This is a genomic window from Candidatus Symbiopectobacterium endolongispinus, from assembly GCF_018777385.1.
Classification (GTDB): Bacteria; Pseudomonadota; Gammaproteobacteria; order Enterobacterales; family Enterobacteriaceae; genus Symbiopectobacterium; species Symbiopectobacterium endolongispinus.
Genome location: NZ_JAFJYB010000001.1, coordinates 300,033 through 320,996 on the forward strand (window position 1 = coordinate 300,033; position 20,964 = coordinate 320,996).

The 20,964-nt window shown below is 52.5% G+C and carries 21 protein-coding genes and 7 pseudogenes; 20 read left to right on the plus strand and 8 right to left on the minus strand.

Annotation, left to right across the window (positions count from 1 at the left end):
• Positions 1-358 precede the first annotated feature (358 nt).
• Both JZM30_RS01525 and JZM30_RS01530 read left to right on the plus strand, forming a co-directional pair.
• The gene (locus tag JZM30_RS01525) at positions 359-817 is read left to right on the plus strand and encodes a hypothetical protein (RefSeq protein ID WP_252317332.1); all 459 of its coding nucleotides are present in this window, start codon (positions 359-361) and stop codon (positions 815-817) included.
• Positions 818-872: 55 nt separating this feature from the next.
• Positions 873-1,298: a hypothetical protein gene (locus JZM30_RS01530; protein WP_252317333.1), complete on the plus strand. Its 426-nt coding sequence runs from the start codon at positions 873-875 to the stop codon at positions 1,296-1,298.
• Here JZM30_RS01530 and JZM30_RS01535 read toward each other — a convergent pair.
• A pseudogene (locus JZM30_RS01535) lies at positions 1,269-3,578 on the minus strand (Tn3 family transposase); the annotation flags it as partial. The gene JZM30_RS01530 and the pseudogene JZM30_RS01535 sit on opposite strands and share 30 nt — an antisense overlap.
• An 85-nt stretch (positions 3,579-3,663) precedes the next feature.
• Here JZM30_RS01535 and JZM30_RS01540 point away from each other — a divergent pair.
• The 4 genes and pseudogenes from JZM30_RS01540 (at position 3,664) to JZM30_RS01555 (ending at position 5,573) form a co-directional block, all read left to right on the plus strand.
• Positions 3,664-4,232, plus strand: a pseudogene (locus JZM30_RS01540) (recombinase family protein).
• Positions 4,233-4,403: 171 nt separating this feature from the next.
• Positions 4,404-4,580: a hypothetical protein gene (locus tag JZM30_RS01545; RefSeq protein WP_252317334.1), complete on the plus strand. Its 177-nt coding sequence runs from the start codon at positions 4,404-4,406 to the stop codon at positions 4,578-4,580.
• A 422-nt stretch (positions 4,581-5,002) separates the two neighbouring features.
• The gene (locus tag JZM30_RS01550; RefSeq protein ID WP_252317335.1) at positions 5,003-5,302 is read left to right on the plus strand and encodes a hypothetical protein; all 300 of its coding nucleotides are present in this window, start codon (positions 5,003-5,005) and stop codon (positions 5,300-5,302) included.
• 4 nt (positions 5,303-5,306) lie between these two features.
• Positions 5,307-5,573 carry an acyl carrier protein gene (locus JZM30_RS01555; protein ID WP_252317336.1) on the plus strand — a complete coding sequence of 89 codons (267 nt, stop codon included), beginning with the start codon at positions 5,307-5,309 and terminating at the stop codon, positions 5,571-5,573.
• On the opposite strand, the gene dhaR is transcribed toward JZM30_RS01555, so the two are convergent.
• A complete protein-coding gene (gene dhaR / locus JZM30_RS01560; protein WP_252317337.1) occupies positions 5,558-7,540 on the minus strand; it encodes a dihydroxyacetone kinase operon transcriptional regulator DhaR in 1,983 nt (660 codons plus the stop codon). The two genes, JZM30_RS01555 and dhaR, sit on opposite strands and share 16 nt — an antisense overlap.
• 425 nt (positions 7,541-7,965) lie before the next feature.
• On the opposite strand from dhaR, the gene JZM30_RS24220 reads away from it, so the two are divergent.
• From JZM30_RS24220 to JZM30_RS01585, 5 genes and pseudogenes are all read left to right on the plus strand, one after another.
• Complete coding sequence (locus JZM30_RS24220) at positions 7,966-8,265, plus strand: aquaporin (RefSeq protein WP_252317963.1); 300 nt, start codon at positions 7,966-7,968, stop codon at positions 8,263-8,265.
• Positions 8,175-8,654, plus strand: coding sequence for an MIP/aquaporin family protein (locus JZM30_RS01570; RefSeq protein WP_252317338.1), 480 nt, complete (start codon positions 8,175-8,177; stop codon positions 8,652-8,654). Before JZM30_RS24220 ends, JZM30_RS01570 begins: the two co-directional genes overlap by 91 nt.
• A 72-nt stretch (positions 8,655-8,726) precedes the next feature.
• Positions 8,727-9,791: pseudogene (gene dhaK, locus JZM30_RS01575) on the plus strand (dihydroxyacetone kinase subunit DhaK).
• A 94-nt stretch (positions 9,792-9,885) separates the two neighbouring features.
• Entirely contained in the window at positions 9,886-10,311 is a 426-nt protein-coding gene (gene dhaL, locus JZM30_RS01580; RefSeq protein WP_252317339.1) for a dihydroxyacetone kinase subunit DhaL, read from the plus strand.
• A gap of 32 nt (positions 10,312-10,343) precedes the next feature.
• Complete coding sequence (locus tag JZM30_RS01585) at positions 10,344-11,453, plus strand: HPr family phosphocarrier protein (protein ID WP_252317340.1); 1,110 nt, start codon at positions 10,344-10,346, stop codon at positions 11,451-11,453.
• Between the two features lie 66 nt (positions 11,454-11,519).
• Here JZM30_RS01585 and JZM30_RS01590 read toward each other — a convergent pair whose 3' ends face one another.
• Positions 11,520-12,146 carry a LysE family translocator gene (locus JZM30_RS01590; protein WP_252317341.1) on the minus strand — a complete coding sequence of 209 codons (627 nt, stop codon included), beginning with the start codon at positions 12,144-12,146 and terminating at the stop codon, positions 11,520-11,522.
• A 101-nt stretch (positions 12,147-12,247) separates the two neighbouring features.
• Positions 12,248-12,499 (minus strand): hypothetical protein, encoded by a 252-nt coding sequence (locus JZM30_RS01595; RefSeq protein ID WP_252317342.1) that lies wholly within the window; start codon positions 12,497-12,499, stop codon positions 12,248-12,250.
• 419 nt (positions 12,500-12,918) lie between these two features.
• Between JZM30_RS01595 and JZM30_RS01600 the strand changes: the two genes are divergently transcribed.
• From JZM30_RS01600 to JZM30_RS01620, 7 genes are all read left to right on the plus strand, one after another.
• Positions 12,919-13,104, plus strand: a complete 186-nt coding sequence (locus tag JZM30_RS01600; protein ID WP_252317343.1) for a hypothetical protein — start codon at positions 12,919-12,921, stop codon at positions 13,102-13,104.
• 159 nt (positions 13,105-13,263) lie between these two features.
• A complete protein-coding gene (locus JZM30_RS01605; protein ID WP_252318016.1) occupies positions 13,264-13,761 on the plus strand; it encodes a hypothetical protein in 498 nt (165 codons plus the stop codon).
• A gap of 34 nt (positions 13,762-13,795) precedes the next feature.
• A complete protein-coding gene (locus JZM30_RS01610) occupies positions 13,796-14,005 on the plus strand; it encodes a hypothetical protein (RefSeq protein WP_252317344.1) in 210 nt (69 codons plus the stop codon).
• A gap of 124 nt (positions 14,006-14,129) precedes the next feature.
• On the plus strand, positions 14,130-14,393 hold the full coding sequence (locus JZM30_RS24960) for a P-type ATPase actuator domain-containing protein (RefSeq protein ID WP_498037989.1): 264 nt from the start codon (positions 14,130-14,132) through the stop codon (positions 14,391-14,393).
• Positions 14,303-14,851, plus strand: coding sequence for a hypothetical protein (locus JZM30_RS24225; protein WP_498037990.1), 549 nt, complete (start codon positions 14,303-14,305; stop codon positions 14,849-14,851). The genes JZM30_RS24960 and JZM30_RS24225 overlap by 91 nt, the downstream gene beginning before the upstream one ends.
• Before the next feature lie 48 nt (positions 14,852-14,899).
• Complete coding sequence (locus tag JZM30_RS24230) at positions 14,900-15,370, plus strand: HAD-IC family P-type ATPase (RefSeq protein WP_367115807.1); 471 nt, start codon at positions 14,900-14,902, stop codon at positions 15,368-15,370.
• Positions 15,371-15,385: 15 nt separating this feature from the next.
• Positions 15,386-15,592, plus strand: a complete 207-nt coding sequence (locus tag JZM30_RS01620; protein WP_252317345.1) for a hypothetical protein — start codon at positions 15,386-15,388, stop codon at positions 15,590-15,592.
• On the opposite strand, the pseudogene JZM30_RS01625 reads toward JZM30_RS01620, so the two are convergent.
• The 4 genes and pseudogenes from JZM30_RS01625 to JZM30_RS01640 all read right to left on the minus strand — a co-directional run bounded on the left by JZM30_RS01625 (position 15,589) and on the right by JZM30_RS01640 (position 19,392).
• A pseudogene (locus JZM30_RS01625) lies at positions 15,589-16,204 on the minus strand (proteasome-type protease). The gene JZM30_RS01620 and the pseudogene JZM30_RS01625 sit on opposite strands and share 4 nt — an antisense overlap.
• 36 nt (positions 16,205-16,240) lie before the next feature.
• Complete coding sequence (locus JZM30_RS01630) at positions 16,241-17,032, minus strand: transglutaminase family protein (RefSeq protein ID WP_252317346.1); 792 nt, start codon at positions 17,030-17,032, stop codon at positions 16,241-16,243.
• Positions 17,029-17,959 (minus strand): annotated as a pseudogene (locus JZM30_RS01635) (alpha-E domain-containing protein). Before JZM30_RS01635 ends, JZM30_RS01630 begins: the two are co-directional and overlap by 4 nt.
• Positions 17,953-19,392 (minus strand): annotated as a pseudogene (locus JZM30_RS01640) (circularly permuted type 2 ATP-grasp protein). The pseudogenes JZM30_RS01635 and JZM30_RS01640 overlap by 7 nt, the downstream one beginning before the upstream one ends.
• 350 nt (positions 19,393-19,742) lie before the next feature.
• On the opposite strand from JZM30_RS01640, the gene JZM30_RS01645 reads away from it, so the two are divergent.
• Both JZM30_RS01645 and JZM30_RS01650 read left to right on the plus strand, forming a co-directional pair.
• Positions 19,743-20,081 carry a zinc ribbon domain-containing protein YjdM gene (locus tag JZM30_RS01645; protein WP_252317347.1) on the plus strand — a complete coding sequence of 113 codons (339 nt, stop codon included), beginning with the start codon at positions 19,743-19,745 and terminating at the stop codon, positions 20,079-20,081.
• A 154-nt stretch (positions 20,082-20,235) separates the two neighbouring features.
• Positions 20,236-20,961: pseudogene (locus JZM30_RS01650) on the plus strand (sulfite exporter TauE/SafE family protein).
• The last annotated feature ends 3 nt before the right edge of the window (positions 20,962-20,964 follow it).

Here is a 20,964-nt window from a genome sequence, read left to right on the forward strand (position 1 = left end):
TAACATCAAATTTATGGGGCGTAAAAGACTATGTTTATGAAAATTTTTATAACACGCCGAAAAATGTTGAGAGAATAAAAAATATTCCAATGACAGACAGGCAGAGAGAGATTTATCAACGAGAAAACCGTATCCGCTACTTTAGAAGAATTCCGATATATAATGAGGCGCCGGTTTATTCTGATAATCCGGGAATCAATGCCCATATGGACGCGATGCGTCCCAGAATACCTGATCCCAGAGCGGAAATTACCTGCACGGTGTTGGCGTGCGGTTGCTAAACATGTAGAGCGAGTAAGAAACAATATCGTCGTCAGTTTTAGAAAATTAGTTAATTACTGATTATTGTGGAGGCCTTATGACAATTGGAGCATCTGGAAATGTCAGTCCAGGTTTTGGCCGGTATATTCAGGCCGATATTTATAATCGAATGAACCGTGATCTACCCAAGACAGAGACAATTACTGATAATATGGTTGGCTGCACCAACGAAGGACTTTCGCTAGCCGTAAAAAATTTCATCCAGGCACCGGACAAAGTCGGGTGTGTATACGGACTCATTCACACGCAGTCGCAATCAGCGCTACTCGAAACGTTGCGTAATGCCAATACCACGATTGAAGACCGTGAGCTATTCAAAAGTGTGCTAGGCATGCTTTCCACTAAGGAGAATAATTTCACCTCATCCGAGAAAGCACGTTATCAAAAACTTTGCGATCGTTTTTGTTCTGAAATAAAAAAAGAGGATCAGGAGTTCAACACTGACATTAGCCTGAAAAAACATTTAAAAAAATGTAAAAAACATTACCAACGATAATAAACAATTTTGGGTAGAAGCTGCGCCGCTGCTTGAAACCTACAGTAAGGATATAGTGGAAGACCTCACTGCACATATGCTCAATCAGTCGATCAATGCGTGGTGTGAATACCATAACATTAACGATCGAGACTGGGCGCGCTCGAATATCGAACAGATTTTCGATAGCACTATTCGCATGTACTTCAACGTGCTTGATGATGAGATTATGGAGGTCACTAAAGAGGCAAAATCCGCTATCCAGGATCGCTCGCATATTCGCGGGGCTATTATCCGCTTTGGCTATATGAAAATGTTTGATGCCGTCGCATCGATTCCATTATCGCTTCGACGTCAGACGCCCGCTGGCGTGGCAAAGCCACGCACTACAGAAAAGGCGGTGGGAACGTCAGATCTTACAGACAACGTAAATGTGGTCCGCTTGGAAAACGGAAAATATCCTACGCTAAGCCTATTTTTTGTACAGACCACTATCTACTGAGCGTAACGAACGGTATTTACCCTGTCCCAGCTTAAGGTTTGTCCGCCAAACGTAATCCCCACTCAGATTGATGTGCTCCCATCCCAGCGGGGACAAATGAGAAATAAGTTGTTCATTAATAGGGAGCCCTTTTCGTCTCAGGGAATCTATGGCTCTTTCTATATATACCGTATTCCACAGGGAGATCACCGCAGTCAGCAACGTCAAACCACTAGCCCAGTAGTTCTGATTCTCCGGCCCCAGATCTCTGACCTCCCCCAACCGGTGCATAAAGACCGCTCGTGCAAGCGCATTCCGGGCTTCACCTTTATTCAGCCCCGCCTGTACGCGTCGGCGCAGTGATGGATCTCGGAACTAGTCCAGCATAAACAGTGTCCGCTCGATGCGTCCGATTTCCCTCAATGCCTTTACAAGGCCATTCTGTTTAGGATAACTTGCAAGTTTTTTCATCATCAGCGATGCGGTAACTGTCCCCTGTTTTATCGAGCTTGCGAGGCGAAGTACCTCATTCCAGTGCGTCTCAATATCTTTAAGATTCAGTTGGGTTGTGGATATCACAGATTGAAGTCCCGGATATCGCTCAGCCTTTCCATGAATAAAAATCCGCTTGTCATGAAGATCCCGGATCCTTGGCGCAAAAGCGAATCCAAGCAGATGCATCAGCGCGAAAACATGCTCCGTAAAACCAGCGGTATCAGTGTAATGCTCTGTAATTTCCAGATCACTTTCGTGATACAGCAGACCATCAAGTACATGCGTGGAGTCACGCACACGACTGATCACTTTGGTGTAAAACGGGCTGTATTGATCCGATATATGCGTGTAAATCTGCACGCCTGGCTCCTGCCCGTATTTCAGATTGACCTGACCCGCATAACGCCCGTGACTACCCACCAGAAAGTTCTGTCCGTCAGACGACGACGTTGTACCATCGCCCCAGAATGCCGACAGATGCCGCTTTTTCTGAGCATTAACCAGCTCAGCCAGCGCGGCTGAATAGGTTTCATCCCTGATGTACCAGGCCTGAATGCCCTCCAGTGACAACTTTGTTGTTCCCGGACAGGATTCGGCCATTTTTGTCAGCCCCAGATTGATGCCATCGGCCAGGATGGTGGTCAGTAACAACTTTCTGTCTTTTGGTCTGACGTGATTATTTTTAAGATGCGTGAAATGGCGGGTAAAACCGGTCCAGCCGTCCACTTCATCCAGCATTTCAGTAATTTTAGGGTGAGGCAACATGCCATAAACCAGATCGGCAAAAGGGGATGCTGCTGAAGGGACACTATTATCCAGCGGGGTAATTTTCACGCCTTTATCCGATATATCAACATCAGGCAAATCACCGGCCAGCGCCATCGTATTCACTTCTTCCAGGCGCGATGCCAGAAGCGTCATACGGTTGTACTCATGGCAATCGGTCAGAATGGCAAGGGATAGCTGATTATCCCGGAGTGATTTTTCAAAATCGTCAGACGGGATCAGATAGTCATCGAAATTCCTGTAGCGGCGCGATCCCTTTACCCAGATATCGCCAGAACGTAATGCCCCCTTCAACTCATTAAGTACGCAAAATTCGTAATATTTGCGGTCAATACCGGAGGGAGTGATCACTACCTTTCGCCAGCTTTCTGGGATGAACCCGATTGGCGCGGATGACGGGACTTTTCGGAGTTGTTTCCGATACATCTCTCTGACGGTATCCAGCGCGTCACTAAGCTGTATCGCGGCTGGCGCAGCCCTGAACTGCAACGCGGAAAGCATCCGGGGGGCATACTTACGCAGCGTGCTGTATTTTTCAGTGATCAGATGAAGCGGGTCAAAGTTGTCCTTACGTGACAGAAACCGCGTTTCCTCCACGCTGTTGATGAATTCCTGCCAGGGAATGACGTCTTCTATTGCGGCCCAGGGATCTTCGCCGGATTCTCTGGCGTTAAGTAACGCCTGCCCGACGGTAATGAACTGCTTCAGCTTGCTCTGAATAAGCTTTCCCGTTTGCTGGAGCCGTTCGGCCTGCGTGCGTTTTGCCCTGTTGAACAGGCTACCCAGAATACGCTCGTGCAGATCAATAACTTCGTCAGTCAGGGTGGCCCTGGCCTCTGATATTATACAAACCAGCGAGGCATAACGGCGGATATCCGTGAATTTAGCCAGATCCCGGCTACTCATTTTCCTGCCTTCGCGTGCCAGTTTCAGTAAACGGTTCTGGTGAACGGAAAGCGCAATGCCGTCAGGCAATGCCAGCGACTCAATGGCATTTAACCGGTCGGTTTCGTACACTACCTGACAAATATGTACGAAAGTCAGTGAAATTAATTTCGGATACGCATTATAATATTTACACCCATTTCGTACAGAAAATTTCATTATGTCACGAATTTTTGCCTATTGTCGGGTCTCTACTCTGGAACAGACTACCGAAAATCAAGGTCGGGAAATCGAAACCGCTGGTTTTAGCGTCAAACCCCAGCGAATAATCGAAGAACAAATCAGTGGTTCGGTAGCGGCCGGTGAACGTCCTGGTTTTAACCGGTTGCTTGACCGACTGGAAAATGGCGATGTATTGATTGTCATAAAATTGGATCGTCTTGGTCGTAATGCGATGGATATCAGGAAAACAGTGGAGCAACTGGCCGGATCAGGTATTCGGGTGCATTGGGTGGCGTTGATTTGACCAGTCCGACGATGCAGGTGATTTCAGCGGTTGCTGAATTTGAACGAGACCTTTTACTCGAGCGCACCTATTCGGGGATAGCAAGAGCACGGGATGCAGGAAAGCGCTTTGGGCGCCCACCGGTGTTAAATGAAGAACAAAAACAAAGGGTACTCGAACGAATTCAGTCTGGTGTAAGTATAAGTGCTATTGCCCGGGAATTCAGAACCACACGGCAAACGATTCTGAGAGTTAAAGTAAAACAGCAAATACCTACTGTTTAAAAAATAGTCTTAGCGTAGGATATTTTCCGTTTTCCAAGCGGACCCCTAAATGGACATCACTCACCGAAAGCATCCTCTTCTCCCGGTAATATCACCGTTTATGGCAGCAATGCGACGGCGACGTCGTACGGTGGGAATACTCCAGCGATGCCATCTGCCCCCTGGAGTTCTATGACGGAAAAGCTCTTGGCTTCGGATAAACTCAATCAAGATCAATACCTTATATTATTGAAGGATTTGATTGCCTCGATGGGAGAAAGGCGCGAGACGCCAGCAAATTTTTTCAACCACTACCCACTGCTTAGCCGACTGAACGGCATCAGTATGCAAGATTTATCCTCCCATTAGACGCGGCAGAATGGAAATAGTCTTTATCGAGACGGATAGCGCGCAGCCTTCCACGCCAGTGGCTGAGCCGCAACAGGAACCCCGCGTTCAGCTAAGGCGGCGCGCTTCCGCCACTAGTTCCGTTAGCTCTGATGTATCGTCCATGTCACCAGCGCGATCGCCTCTGGATAATTTCCAGATTAGCGCGCTGTCGCCTAGGCAGAACGTTAACCCCTTGGCCTCACTAGAGGCGTACCGTACCGTCGGGACCGATCTATCCGCCGTTGTGACTTAAAAGGGGCCTGCGGCAAATGACGATTCTTCTGCGATCGAAGAAGCGAGCCGTTCGGGGGCCGCCTCTTCAGTAGGAAGTTCTTCATCCGCTATCAACAGCGAGGATCTGGCATTGCTGAAGCGCTGGCTTGGGGATGAAGTCCAAGAGAATGAAAAAGGAGAGCATTAATAAACTGATCTTGCGTGGGGATGGATTGTATACCCAAACGCTGGATCACTTCCTGGAAAGAGCATTTCTCGCTGAGGCAGGCACTGAAGAGCACAGTGATGTACAGAAGGCCTACATCAACGAGTCATTTCGTAAAATGCAATTGCACGAAGATTTTTTCCAACTGAGCCGTAGTGCTCAAGCGTTGGTAGAGAAATACAGTGAAAAACGCAATTTTCGGGTCTTGACCACCACGCCTGGCGTTAGGCGTACCCTGTCCTCACAGATATCACGAGGATGATGGCGTGATAAGCGGGAGTGATAATGCGCACCAGGTGAAAGCATTAATTCACCAGGTGAGCGGTATACCGATTGACTGCATTGGGTTGCATGATAGCGTAATCGCCACGTTGGGTCTGGATTCGGTCGAGATGATCGATTTACTGATGCAGCTTGAGACATTCGGGGTGACGATCCCGTCAGCGCAGATAGACGCTACGCTGACGGTACACAATATTGTTGAACGCTTCGTCGATGGCTTTTGTTCCGAAAGAAATCAACCCACCTTGTAATCGGCAAGGTGGATGTTAAATTGCTTGAGTTTACGCCACAGGGACGTGCGGCCAATTTTTAATGATGAAGCCATTTGTGAGGCTTTGCCCCGGCAGTGGATCGCTGCCTGAATGAGCGCATCCCGCTCCATCTCTTGTAATGAATGAGGATGAAGGCTCGCTTCTCTGGAGGATGCCTCGAGAATGTTTTCACTCAATGGTGCAGGAATGCCTTTGACTTTTATTCGGTTACCGGTGCTATAGCTATAGGCACGTTCGAACACATTGCGCAGTTCGAGGTTATTTCCCGGCCAGGCATAGCGCATAAGTAACTGCTGCACATCTTCAGAAAGCGTTACATTAGCCCCCATCTCGCGGCTCATGATCTTAAGGTAGTGTTTGATCAATGCTGGGATATCTTCGCTACGCTCCCGCAGGGCTGGCTCGTGAATGTAGAACGATTGCAACTCGTACAGCAGGTGACGGCGAAAGCGGTTTTCCTCAACAAACTGATTGATGTCCACATCCGTAGTAGTGATCAACCTAACATCCAACGGTACCAACGTCTGGTTGGCTTTGTTGAGCAATCCGGTTTTCAGCAGTTGTAACGGCGCGGTTTGCACTTCTTGTGTCAGGTATTCGACATTCTCTAACAGCAGTGTGCCACCTTTCGCCAACTCGAATTTGGAAATGACCGGTTTATCTGTATGCGCGTTGTTGCCAAGGAATTCGCTTGCCATAGCCTCGCGCGGTATTGGCTGGCAATTGATGGTGATAAATGGCTTATCCCGACGCTCGCTGGCGTTATGAATGGCCTGTGCCAGATAGGCTTTACCAAGCCCCTCTTCACCATGCAGCAGGACTGAACCGCGCCCCTTCGCCGCCTGCTGTGCAAGGCGGACCACACGGCGGATAGCGCTGGAGGTTCCAACGTAATCGAGGTCGTCAAATGTCAGGCGGGCATACGCCCCGCCGTGACGATGCACCAGTTCACGAATATGATCGATAGGGTGCAACAGCGCAATGTAACGGTCGGGCGTATTGGCGATGCATTTCACTATTTTGAGCGACATTGCCAGTGCGATAAACACGCCTTGGAACTCGACCGCGGTTTCTAACAGGTAGACATCCTGGTTTTCCGCAATGGCATGAACGATCCGCTGCGGTAAGGTCAGCGTCTCATGAATATTTTTTCCTAATAGCTTCTCCCCCTTAACATTGAGGAAGTCGCTGCCATTTTTGTTCAGATAGAGGATGGTGCCTTTATGATCCCAAGCGAGAACGCCTTCTTCAACGCCATCCAGCAGAGCGTGTACTTCACTCAAATGCTGGTTGGATTCAGCCAAAATCATATCCGTGTGCAATTTTGCGCTGATTTGCTGTGCAGTGGAATGCACTAGCGCCAGGGCGGAAACCGTATCGCTGTTGTTCAGCAGAATCAGCCCAACCGCCTCCATCACGGCGCTGTAGCTGTCGAAAACCGGCGTGGCGAAGCAGGAAAATGGATGCAAATGCTGATTGAAATGCTCATAGCCTTGCAGGCTGACCGGCTCGTGTAACAGCAGTACCGTTGTGACGGCATTATTGCCCATCATACTTTCGCGCCAGTAAATGCCTTCACCAATACCCAGAGCCATCAGCCGTTGGCTCATGGCCGGAGAGGCGTGAAAACTCAACGTACATCCGGTTTCATCGGTCAGTAACAAGGCGCATTCCGCGGTGGTGAGACAGGCAAAGATATCCTCCAGTATTGGCGCAGCGATATTGATCATATCGGCACGGTTGCGGCACAGGGACTTGAACGTAATACCTTTGGCGTAGAGCGGCGTTGACCAATGGTCGTGACGCTGTTGTCGCCGGCAACGCAGCCATGATTCAGTGACATAGGGCTTTAGCGCGAGATGTTCCATGCTGGCAGCATCGGTATACTGTATTGAGTCCGGCGTGATGAAATCGTGCCAGAGGGTTTTCAATTCAGTCTGTTTCACCAGTTGCTCCTTTATCGCACCACTTTAGGAAATAGGTAACGCATTTATGTTCCATTTTGGAAATCTTATGTCGAATCTGTGATGCGCATCGCCAACCGCGTGTAGCGATGTAGTAAATCTAATGATTTGGTTTAATTTATTGAATTTAAATGTATTTATTATTCCATTCAACGAAGTGTGAGTTGCGGCACAACTTTCGTCACAGTTTGACGGGTATCAAATAACAGAGCGAACGGCGTTATTGATGTTTCATTTTGGTGCTTTTTACGGCGTAACGATGTTCCTGAATTGAACAAAAAATTATTTTTTACAGCATGGATTCGGCTTCCTACTCTCATCGTGTTCGTTCCGTCATGTGGGTAACCCCTCAACCGAAAACGAAGGAGACAGTAATGAACATTTTTCTTGCAGAATTGATTGGCACCATGGTGCTGATACTGCTTGGCAACGGTGTAGTAGCCAACGTGGTGCTAGCGCGGACCAAAGTGGGCAATAGCGGCTGGGTCGTTATTACCGCGGGGTGGGGATTTGCAGTCGCAATCACCGTATATATCACGGGCTGGGTGAGCGGGGCACATCTGAATCCGGCCGTTACTTTTGGCATGTGGTTGTATGGCACAGTATCTCGGGCGCAATGGCTCTGGCCTACGTCGTCGCTCAATGTATCGGTGCTTTTCTCGGTTCGATTCTGGTCTATCTTACTTACAAACGACACTACGACGTGACTGAAGATGCAGGACTGATACTGGCGACGTTTTCTACCGGGCCTGCGGTGCGCGACTTTAAGTGGAACCTGGTCACAGAAATTATTGGTACGGCTGTTTTAGTCTTTGGCGTACTGGGGATATTTAATTCGCATAACGGGATTGCGTCCGGTTTTGGTCCGTTCGCGGTGGGGATTCTGGTGTATAGCATCGGTTTGTCGTTGGGTGGCCCCACGGGCTATGCCATCAACCAGGCGCGTGATTTAGGGCCAAGAATCGCTCATGCTTTGTTGCCCATCAAAAATAAAGGTCATTCCGATTGGGAATACGCCTGGGTGCCAATTGTCGGTCCGTTGATCGGTGGTGGTATCGGTGCGCTGTGCTACAAATTTTTACCGGTTTTTGCCTAACGGGCGGTACGCCGCTCACCCATGGAAATCGTCCTTTCCCCAGCGAAAGGGCGGTCATCAAGAGGAAGGGTCATGAAAAAGCTCATCAACAAAGTCGATGATGTTATCAGAGAACAACTTGAAGGTTTCGCACTAGCCCACCTGGAATTGACGGTGAATACCGAGCCTTTCTATGTTTGTCGCCGTTCGGATAAGCCTAAAGTGGCGCTGATCTCCGGCGGGGGCTCCGGACATGAGCCGATGCATGCTGGTTTTGTCGGTTTTGGCATGCTGGACGGTGCATGTCCCGGCCATATTTTTACTTCGCCTACGCACGATCAAATGTATGAGTGTGCGCAGAACGTCAGTAACGAAAATGGCGTATTGCTGCTAATCAAAAACTATACCGGGGATATCCTTAATTTTGAGACCGCCGCAGAACTGCTGCACGGTGAAGGCATTGCCGTACAAGTGGCCGTCATTGACGATGATGTCGCAGTGAAGGACAGCTTGTACACGGCGGGCCGTCGTGGCGTTGCCACCACCGTGTTGGCAGAGAAACTGTTGGGGGCAGCGGCAGAAGAGGGATATATCCTGTAGCAATGTTCAGCGCTGGCGACGCGTATTGCCGATCAGGGCAGTTCTATTGGCGTTGCGCTCTCCCCATGCACGGTCCCCGCTGCTGGTAAGCCCAGCTTTTCGTTGCCGGAATATGGAATTGAATTTGGCATTGGTATTCACGGTGAACCGGGCATCCGTCGGGAAAAGTACACCGATGGTGACACCATTGTCAGCGCCATGCTCGATGAAATCCTTGATAACACCCCTTACGTGAGAACGCTGCGCCAATGGGATCGGGAAAAGGGGGAATGGTTTGACTATACCCGCACCACGACGCCGCTCAACGCAGGCGACAATGTGATTGTGCTGGTTAACGGACTGGGCGCAACACCTGCCTCTGAGCTGTACGGCGTTTATCGCAAAGTGGCGGAAATCCTGGCGGCGAAGCACACCAACATTGCACGTAATCTGGTCGGCACCTATTGCAGTGCGATTGATATGCAGGGTGTCTCCATAACGGTGCTGAAAGTGGATGACGAAATGCTCTCTCTGTGGGATTTCCCGGTTAGCACACCGGCGCTGAGATGGAAAATGTAGTCAAGTCAGGCGATCTGCCGCCAACGGCGGCAGATCGCGCGCAGATGCAGGGAGAGCCTGCATCCGGCGTTGATGCGATGAAAACTGAGGTGCGATGATGGTGGTAACGAAAAGCAAAGTGATCTCCTGGCTGGGTGCGGCGGCCGATGTATTTGAACAACAACAAGAATTTCTCACCGATTTGGATCGTGAAATTGGCGATGCGGATCACGGGCTGAACATGAACCGTGGCTTTCGCAAGGTAAAAGAAAAGCTGCCTACGCTGGCGGATAAAGATATCGGCACCATCATGAAGAATACCGGCATGGTGCTGCTTTCCACCATCGGTGGGGCCAGCGGACCGCTGTATGGCACTTTCTTTATCAAAGCGGCAGAGACCGTCATGGCGAAAGAAGAGTTGACGGTAACGGATCTCTACCATATGTATCAGGAAGGGACAGAGCGCATCATCGCACGCGGCATGGCGCATCCCGGCGATAAAACCATGGTGGATACGCTGAGCGCATTGTCGCATCACTGAAAGCCCGACAAGAAGATCCGATTTCCTCAGCGATGGCGGAAACGCTGAAGGCGGCGGAGCAGGGAATGAAAAGCACTATCCCACTGCGTGCGGCGAAATATCACCAGTTGGGTCAGGATGATAGGCTTACGGCGGCCATCTCCCCCGTTGCTTTGACGGAGGAGACACCACCGTCAGCACTCACTTTTTCCTGGCGTGTGGCTAACCCTGCCGGCATTCACGCGCGCCCGGCGTCGGCCATTGCTACCTGTCTCAACCGCTACAATGCCGATGTGCAACTGGTGAAAGGTGCACAGACGGTGAACGGGAAAAGTGTCAACAATATCGCGCTATTGGCGGTTAAGCGCGGCGATGAGGTCACGCTGCGCGCGAGTGGAGCGCAGGCGCAACAGGCGATTGATGCCTTTGCCTTGCTGGCGCACGATAATTTTGGCGATCGTTTAGAAGCGAAGGACGCCGCGTTGGCTCGCCCCCAGAGACATCCCGTGGGGGAATTGGTAACGGCCACCGTGTGTCGGGTAGAACGGGCGTTGCCTACTGTGACGCCGCGCGTCAGCCAAAGCGCGCAGGCTGAGCTGGCACAAGCGATTGAGGCTGCCTTGCAAGACCTGGATGAGCTCTATGCGTTTACCGCGCAGCGTCTTTCTGATAAAGAAGTCGGTATTTTTATGGCGCAGCGTATGATGCTGGAGGATGACGAACTGTACGATGCGGTCGCCGAGCGAATGGGGCAAGCAGCGGTGCAGGTTGATGCGCTGTGGCTGACGGTGATTGGCTCGTTGGCACAAGAGTATCAGGCGATTGAAGATACCTACTTGCGTGAACGCTACATCGATATCTATGACGTCGGTCTGCGGGTGTTGCGGCATTTGAGCCATCAGCCAGATAGCGTGGTCACGCCTTGTCACACACCGATGGCGATCGTCGCCAATATATTGTTGCCTTCCGAAGCGGTGCAGTTGGATCCTGCCTGGATCAAAGGCGTTTATTTCACCGACTGCGGCAGAAACGCTCACGCGGTGATTCTGGCGACGGCGCTGGGCATTCCGGTGTTTATCGACAAGCCGGGCCATACGCGGGCGTTACGTCACGGAGAAACGATCACGTTCAATGATGATAGCGGGGAGATTCATAACGCGTGAAGCAGGATGGTGTGGCGTTGCTATCCCATTGGACGCGGGATAGCAACGGCGAAACAGGCGGTTTTATTATCGGCTGGAGATCGCCAACGCCGATCCCGCCAACACAAACACGCCACCCGTGGCGCGATTAAGCAACGCCATGCGGCGCGGATTGCTGAATACGCCGGACAGATGGCGTCCGGTGCTGGCATAGAAAAACATGATGCTGAAATCAAACAGTACCCAGGTCAGTGCCAGAATAGCAAACTGAAGCGCATAGGGTTCTGTGGTGCTGATAAAGTTGGGAAACAGCGCGGCAAAAAACAGCAAATCCTTCGGGTTGCTGATACCGACTAAAAAACCTTTACGAAACAGCGCAACACGCGTGGGAGATGCATCTATGTGCACGTGTTCAGGCGTGTGAGCGGCGGCGGCTGAACGCCATGAGGCAATACCGAGCCAAATCAGATAGAGCGCGCCGACGATCTTAAGGATCATAAACTCGGTTGTTGAAGCGGCTAATACGGCTCCCAATCCCAGCGCCGAGAGTGACATCAGCACCAGCGCTGCGGTCACGCCGCCCAGTACGGTGGCGGCAGCACGTCCACGGCCATAGCGCAAACCGTGCGTCATGCTGATCAACGCTGACGGACCGGAAATGGCAATTAAAACGGTAATCACGCCGACAAAGGCTAGCCAAAGGTGTAACTCCATGTTTTCTCCAACCCAATGTATGTAACGGGCACAAATGCAGCACCGCGCTATATTCTCACATATAGCGCGCGGTGCCCAAAAAGAATTTATGTCGGTGGCAGTTAACGTACCAGCGTCACCAGTCGTTTAACCAGTGGACCTTTGATCGCCATATCCAGCGTCATCAGCGCCAGCCCTTTCGCCAGTGAATGCGTATAGCGATGAAGCGATCTGTAGATGTAGGTTTGGTTTCTGGCAACGGAAAGCCATCCTGCCGGTTCAATGTGTGCCAACAGCGTATCGCCGGATAGGGTCTTACCGTCAAAACAAATCGCGACAGAACCCGCATAATGCCGATGTGTAATCTCCTGCACGCCCGCGATTTAGCGCAGTTGCGCAATCGTCTCGGTTACGCGCTCCGGGTTGCGCTGAATATATTCGGAGCGAATTCGAATGCGATTCTGTGTTTGATGCAAATAGTGAGAGATGTCGCCGCGACTCGTAGGGATTAGAATGATAACAATTTACATTATCGTAGTGATAGTGTCTATCACCTCTGTTTATAGCGCGAATTGATAAAAAACAAACAACCTGCAATTAACCGCATAAATCTTAAGTGGTTCTCCTGACGTTACGTTATTGTGACGTTGTCTTCGCGCAAAATATTTACATTTCTAACGTTGTGACAGGGGCAACCTTGTCGCCTTGTGTTGTGCGCGCGGCATGGGTTGATGTCGCATAAGATTGAAGCGGCATTGATGTTGGTGGGCAAAGGGAGGCTGTAGTCACCGTTATGGCGGCAGATGATTTGCAGAGTTTGATGGCGCTACGCCGTTTTTTCACGGTAGCGCACCATATTCCGGGGCGCATTCGCCTCAGTTTTACCAATCGCTTGGTCTCCGCACTCAGCCAAAGCCGGTTGGCTGCGCTGCAATCACTGTGTCACCCCGAGGGGGTGTCTGAAATCGTGCAGCATTAATGCCGCAACCGGTAGCGTGGTACTGGAATATTGTGCCAGCACAATTTCCCCAACGCTGCTGACGCATCTGTTTGGTCATGATGATCAGGCGGCGCAACAGGCGCTGACGCAAATTCAGGCTGTGTTCTCCCAGTAAACCTAGTTCAAGAGAGAGTCGTTATGAGTAATGATAATAATCCTGTGAATCAGGCCCCCTATTTCCCACCTTATGGCTATCCCTATTATGTGCCACAAGGCGATCCTGCCGCGCAAGGGGCTTTTCCACCACCACCAGGATGGCCGCCGCAGCCAGCATGGTATCCGCAGATGGCTCCGGGCGCAGCGCCCCCAGGGTACTTACCGCCCGGCTATCCGCTACCAGGGTATCCGTTCCCCGGAAATGCGGCGCCGCAAGCTGCACACCATCACGGTCATCATGCAGCACCGGGCATGGACTGGAGCGCGCATGCGCAAGGTGTGGTTGAGAATGTGATGGGAGAACAGACCGGGCTGTTGAAAAGCCTGATCAGCACCATCGGCGCGGATGATAAGGAGTTTTGGAAAGGTGCGATGATCGGCGCGGCTGTCACACTGCTGCTAACCAATGACAGCGTGCGCCAGACGCTGACACAGACTCTGGCAAGCGCAGGCGATCTGTTAAAAAACCGGAGGCGATAAAGTCAAATCCTCTGTCGCCAGCGGTGCCGAAAGTGTGAAAGAGAGTGTGGCTGCGGGCAGCACCATTTTTCGCGACACGGTGAAGGCAGATAAGGCGGAATTTCAGGCCTCGGTAGAGCGCCAGCGCGGGGCGGCTTTGCTGACCTGGTTGACATTGGCGAGCGCCGGTATTGCCAGCCTTTATGTGCTGGATGCCATGCAGCGGCGTGAATCGTTACAAGACCAAACCCAAGAAGGAGTGTAGGAATGAACCCTCCCAACATGCCTTATGTTTACGCCTATCGGTTGCCGAACGGACAGGTCGCCTATGCCTGTTACGACCGCAGGAACACCGCGTGTGGGTCGAGCGCGCAGGAGAACGTCATCAAATGCTGTCGTCTGCGCTGACGGTTGGTGACGTGATGCTGCTTGGACCTGGAGATACCATCCCGGCGGACGGCAAGGTGCTGCGCGGTGTTGGCCTGATTAATCAAGCCTCCATGACCGGAGAAAGTGTGCCGGTGCGGCGGGAGAAGGGGCCTGGCTGTATGCGGGCACACAGGTGCAGGAAGGCAATATTACGGTACAGGCGGAGCGGGTGGGGGAAGATTCCTCGATTGCCAACATCCGCCGTTTTATCAGTGAATCGTTAAGCCAGCAAAGCGAAACGCAGAAAGTGACACAGGCGATGGCCGACCGGCGCGTGGCGATCACACTCGGCGTAGGTGGGGCGGTGTTTGCTCTGACCCATGACTGGCGGCGTTTGGCATCAGTGTTTTTGGTGGATTATGCCTGTGCGCTGAAGCTAAGCACGCCGATCGCGTTTAAATCTATCATGTACCGCGCGGCGCAAAGCGACTTGTTGCTGAAAGGCGGGCGGGCGATTGAACAACTCGCTGCGGTTGATACGGTGGTGTTCAACAAAACCGGCACCTTGACGCACGGTGATATGCAGGTGACGGAAGTGGTCAGTTTCGATCCGGAGCGGGCCTGGGCGGAGCGCCTGCTGGCGATCGCCGCTTCTGTCGAAGAACACAGCAATCATCCACTGGCGAAAGCGGCGTTGGCGTCGGCGCACCATCATGTGTTGCCCCACATAAATCACGGTTAAGTGGAGTATGTGATTGCGCACGGTCTGCTGTAACTGGATGGTCATCGCATGGCGATAGGTAGCCGACATTTTCTGGAAGCGCACTATCAGGTTGTGTTCTCACCGTATGAGGCCGAGATTACCGCGCTGGCTCAGCAGGGGTGCCATTTGCTTTTCATCAGCCTCGATGAGCGGTTGGTTGGCATGATTGGCTTGCAGGATAACGTGCGGGCGGAAGCACTCGAAGTGATCGCACAGCTTCGCCAGTCGGGGATCGATCGCATCGTATTGCTGACCGGCGATCGCGTTGAAAAGGCGCAGCAACTGGCTAACGCGTTATCGATGGATGAATGCGTGGCTGAATGCACGCCAGAGAGTAAGGTGGATGTGGTTCAGGCGCTGCAACAGCAGGGCCGCAACGTACTGTTTATCGGCGATGTGGTAAATGACGCCCCGGTGTTGGCGCAGGCAGATGTCGGGCTGGCCATGAACCAGAGCACCGAGCTGGCACAGCAGGCGGCGGATGCGGTGTTGATGTAGGATAATCTGCACGGCGTGGTGCTGGCGCGTGAACTGGCGCTGGAAGCGATGAAACTGGTGCACAGCAACATCGCCCTGACCGAATGGGTCAACAGCGGTATCATGCTGACGGCGGCGTTGGGTGAGTTATCTCCGGGCGGCAGCGCACTGCTGCACAATGGTACCACCCTTGCGGTATTGCTGTGTGCGCTGGCAGCTCGGCGGACGAATGTGACGCGTTAGAGCGAGAACGGTGGCAATTGACGGGACGTGTTCTGTAATCCTTCTGACCAGGCTTTGCGAATGGTGGCAAAGTAGGGGTCATCCTCGGTAATACGGCGCTGCCCGCTGTCATCAAAGCTGTCAGCCCGGTAGATCATCACATCCAGTGGCAGCCCGACGGACAGGTTGCTGCGCAGCGTGGAATCAATCGAGATCAGCGCGCAGCACATTGCTTGCTCGAGCGTGGTTTCTCGGGTTAATACCCGGTCAATGATCGGTTTGCCGTATTTACTTTCGCCAATCTGGAAGTAAGACGTATCGCGCGTCGCCTCGATAAAATTGCCTTCAGGATAGATATGAAACAGGCGGGGGGCTTCTCCAGCGATTTGCCCACCTAACAGCAGGTTGCAGCCAAAATTGGTGGTGCTTGCATGTTGTTGCATACGGCTATCGCGATCGATGACGTGTGGTGGCCAGGTTCCCGGCGGATTGAAGCACCAATACCCGATCGTTGGTGCGGTGAATCACATGCAGTTTTTTAAACGTTGCAATATGATCCACTCCGGCATTGGTGCGGGAATCCGAGGCGAACACCAGTCCGTCCGACAGGCACATGGCCACACAGTAAGTCATAATCCGATCATCTCATGGTTATTGCTGCTGCGCCTGTTATGAAAAGCGCCGCACTTCAGCTTCAGAAAACAGCATTTCGCTGCCGCCACCCAGACGGCTGCCGCGTATCGGGCACGCATCCAGATAGTCCAACCCGGTTGCCAGACGCAAATGCTGCGTCAGGCTGCGCGAGTTGTTAGTGGTATCAAAACTCAGCCAGCGTCCATTCAGCCACACTTCAGCCCAGGCATGCATCGCCACATGGCGCGAATCTGGGCTGTGAACGTAGCCGCTAACATAGCGCGCCGGCAGGTGTAGGCTGCGACAGCAGGCCAGAAACACATGGGTGTGATCCTGACAGACTCCCTGCCCGCGTGTAAAGGCCTGCGCAGCGCTATCTTGCACCTGCGTTACACCGGGCGTGTAAGGCATGCTGACCAACAGTACCGCCATCAGCGCGTTCAGGCTCTCTTCCGCCGCATCCGGCCGGTAGTAGCGCAGCGCGAATGCGCGAATAGGCGCATCTGCCCGCGTCAGCGGCGTGCTGCGCAGGAACACCAACAGTGACAGCAACTCATCCTCTGGCTCACTATCATCGTTATCGGCAATGTCTACCACACCCTGAGCGTGAATGACAATTTCCTGATGCGGGTGATCCAACGTCAGCACATGCAACACGTTGCCCCAGGTGTCGGTGGTGGCAACCGCAGAGCCATCAGACAACGTCAGTGACCATGAAGCCACGCGTTGGCGAGCGGAGTCACGCGGCGTCAAACGCAGATACTGGGTGCTGAATTTCACTTGCTCATCATAGCGATAGTGCGTGAGATGATTAATGGTCAGTTTCATACCGTCTCCAGATAGGTTTGTCGCACGCTGTCAGCCAGCGCGTTGATTCGGGCCAGCAGCCCGGTGAGATACACCTGCATATCGGATTGCGCCAAATCTTCCCGCGTACTGAAGCGCAGATCGACATTCAACTGATGCGCCAGCCGTAGCGGCAGGTGAGAACGGGTGTTAGCGATCTGTTCCAATTAACCGACAACGTCTTCGATGCAGGGGCGCAGAGAACGCGGCACGTCGTTACGCAGGATCAGTAGTTCAGCTACCGTATCGCGCGTGACCGGCTGGCGATAGATGATGTTATAAGCCTCGCGTGCGCTGACCGCGCGCAGCAGCGTGTCCAGCCGATAATATTCACGCACCGGATCGGTGTCGTTATTCAACTGCTGATCTTTGAGCAACAGCAGTTGCGTGGTGGCGAAGGCCCGCTCGATCAGCGTGCCGATACGGATAAAACACAGCGCATCGTTGCGCAGTAAGGTACCGAACATGGCGCCGCGAAACAGATGGGCGCGATCTTTTACCCAGTCAAAGAAGGCATCGATCCCGACTTCTTCCCCCCCTTTTTGCCGCAGCGTGCGCAACTGAATGCGTGTGGTGTTGATGCACTCCCACACTTCGGCGGAGAGGCTGCCCCGCACCGCATGGGCGTTGTTCCAGGCCATTTCGACGCAACTGTAGATACTGCTAGGGTTATCGCTGTCGAGGGCAAAAAAAGTTGATCAGATTCGCCATCGAAAACTGCGGATAACGTGCTTGAAACAGATCATGGGTCAACGAAAGATTGAGCGGCAGCGCCAGATCGCGCTGCTGCTGACTGTGGCACAGCACCATTGACAGCTTGTAGGTGACATCGAGCACGCGGGCGAAGCTTTCCGCTCGCTCCAGATAACGCGCCATCCAAAATAGTTCACTGGCTGTGCGGCTTAGCATGATTCGTCATCCTCCATTACCCAGGTGTCCTTGGTGCCACCCCCTTGCGAAGAGTTCACCACCAGTGAGCCTTCGGTGAGTGCCACACGTGTCAACCCACCGGGAACCAGGCGGATCTCCTGCCCGTAGAGCACAAAGGGACGCAGATCGATATGGCGCGGGGCCAGTCCTTGCTCCACAAAGGTCGGGCAGGTGGAGAGCGCCAGCGTCTCCTACCCAATGTAGTTTGCCGGGTTGGCCAACAAACGCTGGCGAAATTCCTCTATTTCAGCGCGACTGGCGCGCGGCCATACCAGCATGCCGTAGCCGCCTGCACCGTGGACTTCCTTCACCACCATCTGATCCAGATTATCCAACACGAAGCGCAAATCCTCTGGTTTACGACACTGCCAGGTAGGGATGTTGTTCAATAGCGGCTCTTCACTCAGATAGAAACGGATCATGTCCGGTACGTAAGGGTAGATGGATTTATCATCGGCTACGCCGGTGCCGATAGCGTTGGCGAGCACTACGCCGCCCGCACGATATACCGACAGCAGACCCGGCACGCCGAGCATGGAATCAGCGCGGAACGCCAGCGGATCGAGAAAGGCATCATCAATGCGGCGATAGATAACATCCACCTTGCGCGGCCCTTCGGTGGTGCGCATGTAAACCGCCCCTTCCTTGATAAACAGGTCGGCGCTTTCAACCAGCTCTACCCCCATTTGCTGGGCCAAAAAGCTGTGTTCAAAGTAAGCGCTGTTGAAACGTCACGGCGTCATTACCACCACACAGGGATCGTCTACCGGTGAGCTTTCGCGCAGGGTTTGCAGCAGGTAACTGGGATAGCGTTCTACCGGGGCGATGTGTTTCTGGGCGAACATATCCGGATAAAGGCGCATCATCATCTTGCGGTTTTCCAGCATGTAAGAGACGCCGGACGGTGTGCGCAGATTATCCTCCAGAACGTAATACTCACCGTCACTGTTGCGCACCATATCGATGCCGGTGATATGGGCATAAATCTGATTGGGCAGGGTGATGCCCTGCATGCAGAGTTGGAATTGCTCGTTTGCCAGCACCTGTTCGGCGGGGATAATGCCCGCTTTAAGGATGTGCTGATCGTGATAGATATCATGCAGAAAGGCATTCAGCGCTTTGACGCGTTGACGAATGCCGCTATCCAGTTTGCGCCACTCTGCCGCCGGAATAATGCGCGGCACACTGTCAAACGGGATTAACCGTTCAGTACCATCATCGTCGCCGTAGACGTTGAAGGTGATCCCCACCCGATGAAACAGCAGTTCTGCCTGCCCCTTCTTCTGCCGCACCGATTGCTGATCGGTGCGTTGCAGCCAGCGCCACCATGGATCGTAATGCTGCCGCTGCCGTCCCTCTGCCGTGAGCATTTCACCGTAATAAGGTCCTCTAGGAAGCGTTATTTTTATCATTGGCATCTACGGGCATTACGCAATAAGAAGATAATGGTTGCCATGTATAAAAAATGCCAAATAACGTAATCGTGTTTTTCGATAGTGCAGCCGTGGCGCTTTGCACGCTATTGAGTCAGGAATGCACAGCCAGAGCGCGTTTGCGCCAGACGGTAGTGCGTTAAACCGCGGTGGTTTTGTGTCAATGTAGTGCGCATTGCTTTATCGCTGTGCAGGGCTGCGCCATGGGGTTGCAGGGCGTTTGGCTGTACGCTGTAAGATAAATAGCGTAAAATAGTGACTATGAATCACATTTGTTTATGATTTTGTTATTTATTTTATATTTTTATTGAATTTTTAGGAGTCATGCCGTGTCAACCTTACCAAATTGTCCAAAATGCGACCCTGCCTTTACCTGGCAGGCCGATGAACAGCTCAATTGTCCTGAGTGTGGTCACGAGTGGTCCATGAATGCGGAAACCGCTGATGACGACGGGTTGGTCGTGCGTGATGCCAATGGCAACCTGCTGGACGATGGCGACAGCGTAAAGGTTATCAAGGACCTGAAAGTGAAGGGCAGCTCTTCCACGTTGAAGATCGGTACCAAAGTGAAAGGTATCCGTCTGGTCGAAGGCGACCATAACATCGATTGCAAAATTGATGGTTTTGGCCCGATGAAGCTGAAATCCGAGTTTGTGAAGAAAAGCTGAGTTTTTTCGCTACGCGCCGCGTTTGCTGCGGCGCGTAGCGCTTCCCCTACAAGTTTTACCTGAGTCTCCCTCAATAAATCCCCTATCGCGCTTTTGTCGGGCTATGCGTATTTTCATATTACCCCTCGGAATCAGTGGCAAATAAGGATAAGGGATGGTAACGATACTCTTCGTGTTTTTGTTAGCTGGTATGATTAAAGGCATTGTCGGGCTCGGTTTGCCGACGGTCGCTATGGGACTTCTGGCGTTAACTATGCCGCCGACAAGCGCTGCCGCGCTGCTGCTAATCCCTTCTTTCGTCACCAATCTGTGGCAACTGCTTGCTGGCCCAACTTTTATTTCTGGCGCGGCGCCTTGGCGGCTTTCTGGTCGCGATACTGATAGGGACGCTGTGGAGCGGTGTGCCTACCTTGGTGTACGCATCGCCATGGGCCCCGGTCTTCCTGGTGGGGGAATGCTGGTGGTTTATGGCGTATGGGGGCTGATTGCCAGCCGCCTGCATGCCCCCGGTCGCCATGAAATCTGGCTTTCTCCCGTCATAGGCTACCTCACTGGAATGATTACGGCGGCGACAGGCGTGTTTGTGATACCGGCGGTGCCCTATTTGCAGTGTCTGGCATTGAAGAAAGATGACCTGGTGCAGGCGCTCGGGCTGGCGTTCACGGTTTCAACGCTTGGACTGGCACTGTCGTTGGCGCAGGGCAGCGGTTTGCCCGCATTGAACCTATCGTTGTCGCTGCTGGCACTGATCCCGGCCCTGCTCGGTATGGCACTTGGTCAACGCGTGCGAAAATACATTGGTGAAACGCTATTTCGCCGCTGCTTCTTTCTCGGATTGATCGCGCTGGGGGGAACCATGATGCTCGGTATCGGGGGCTGATGC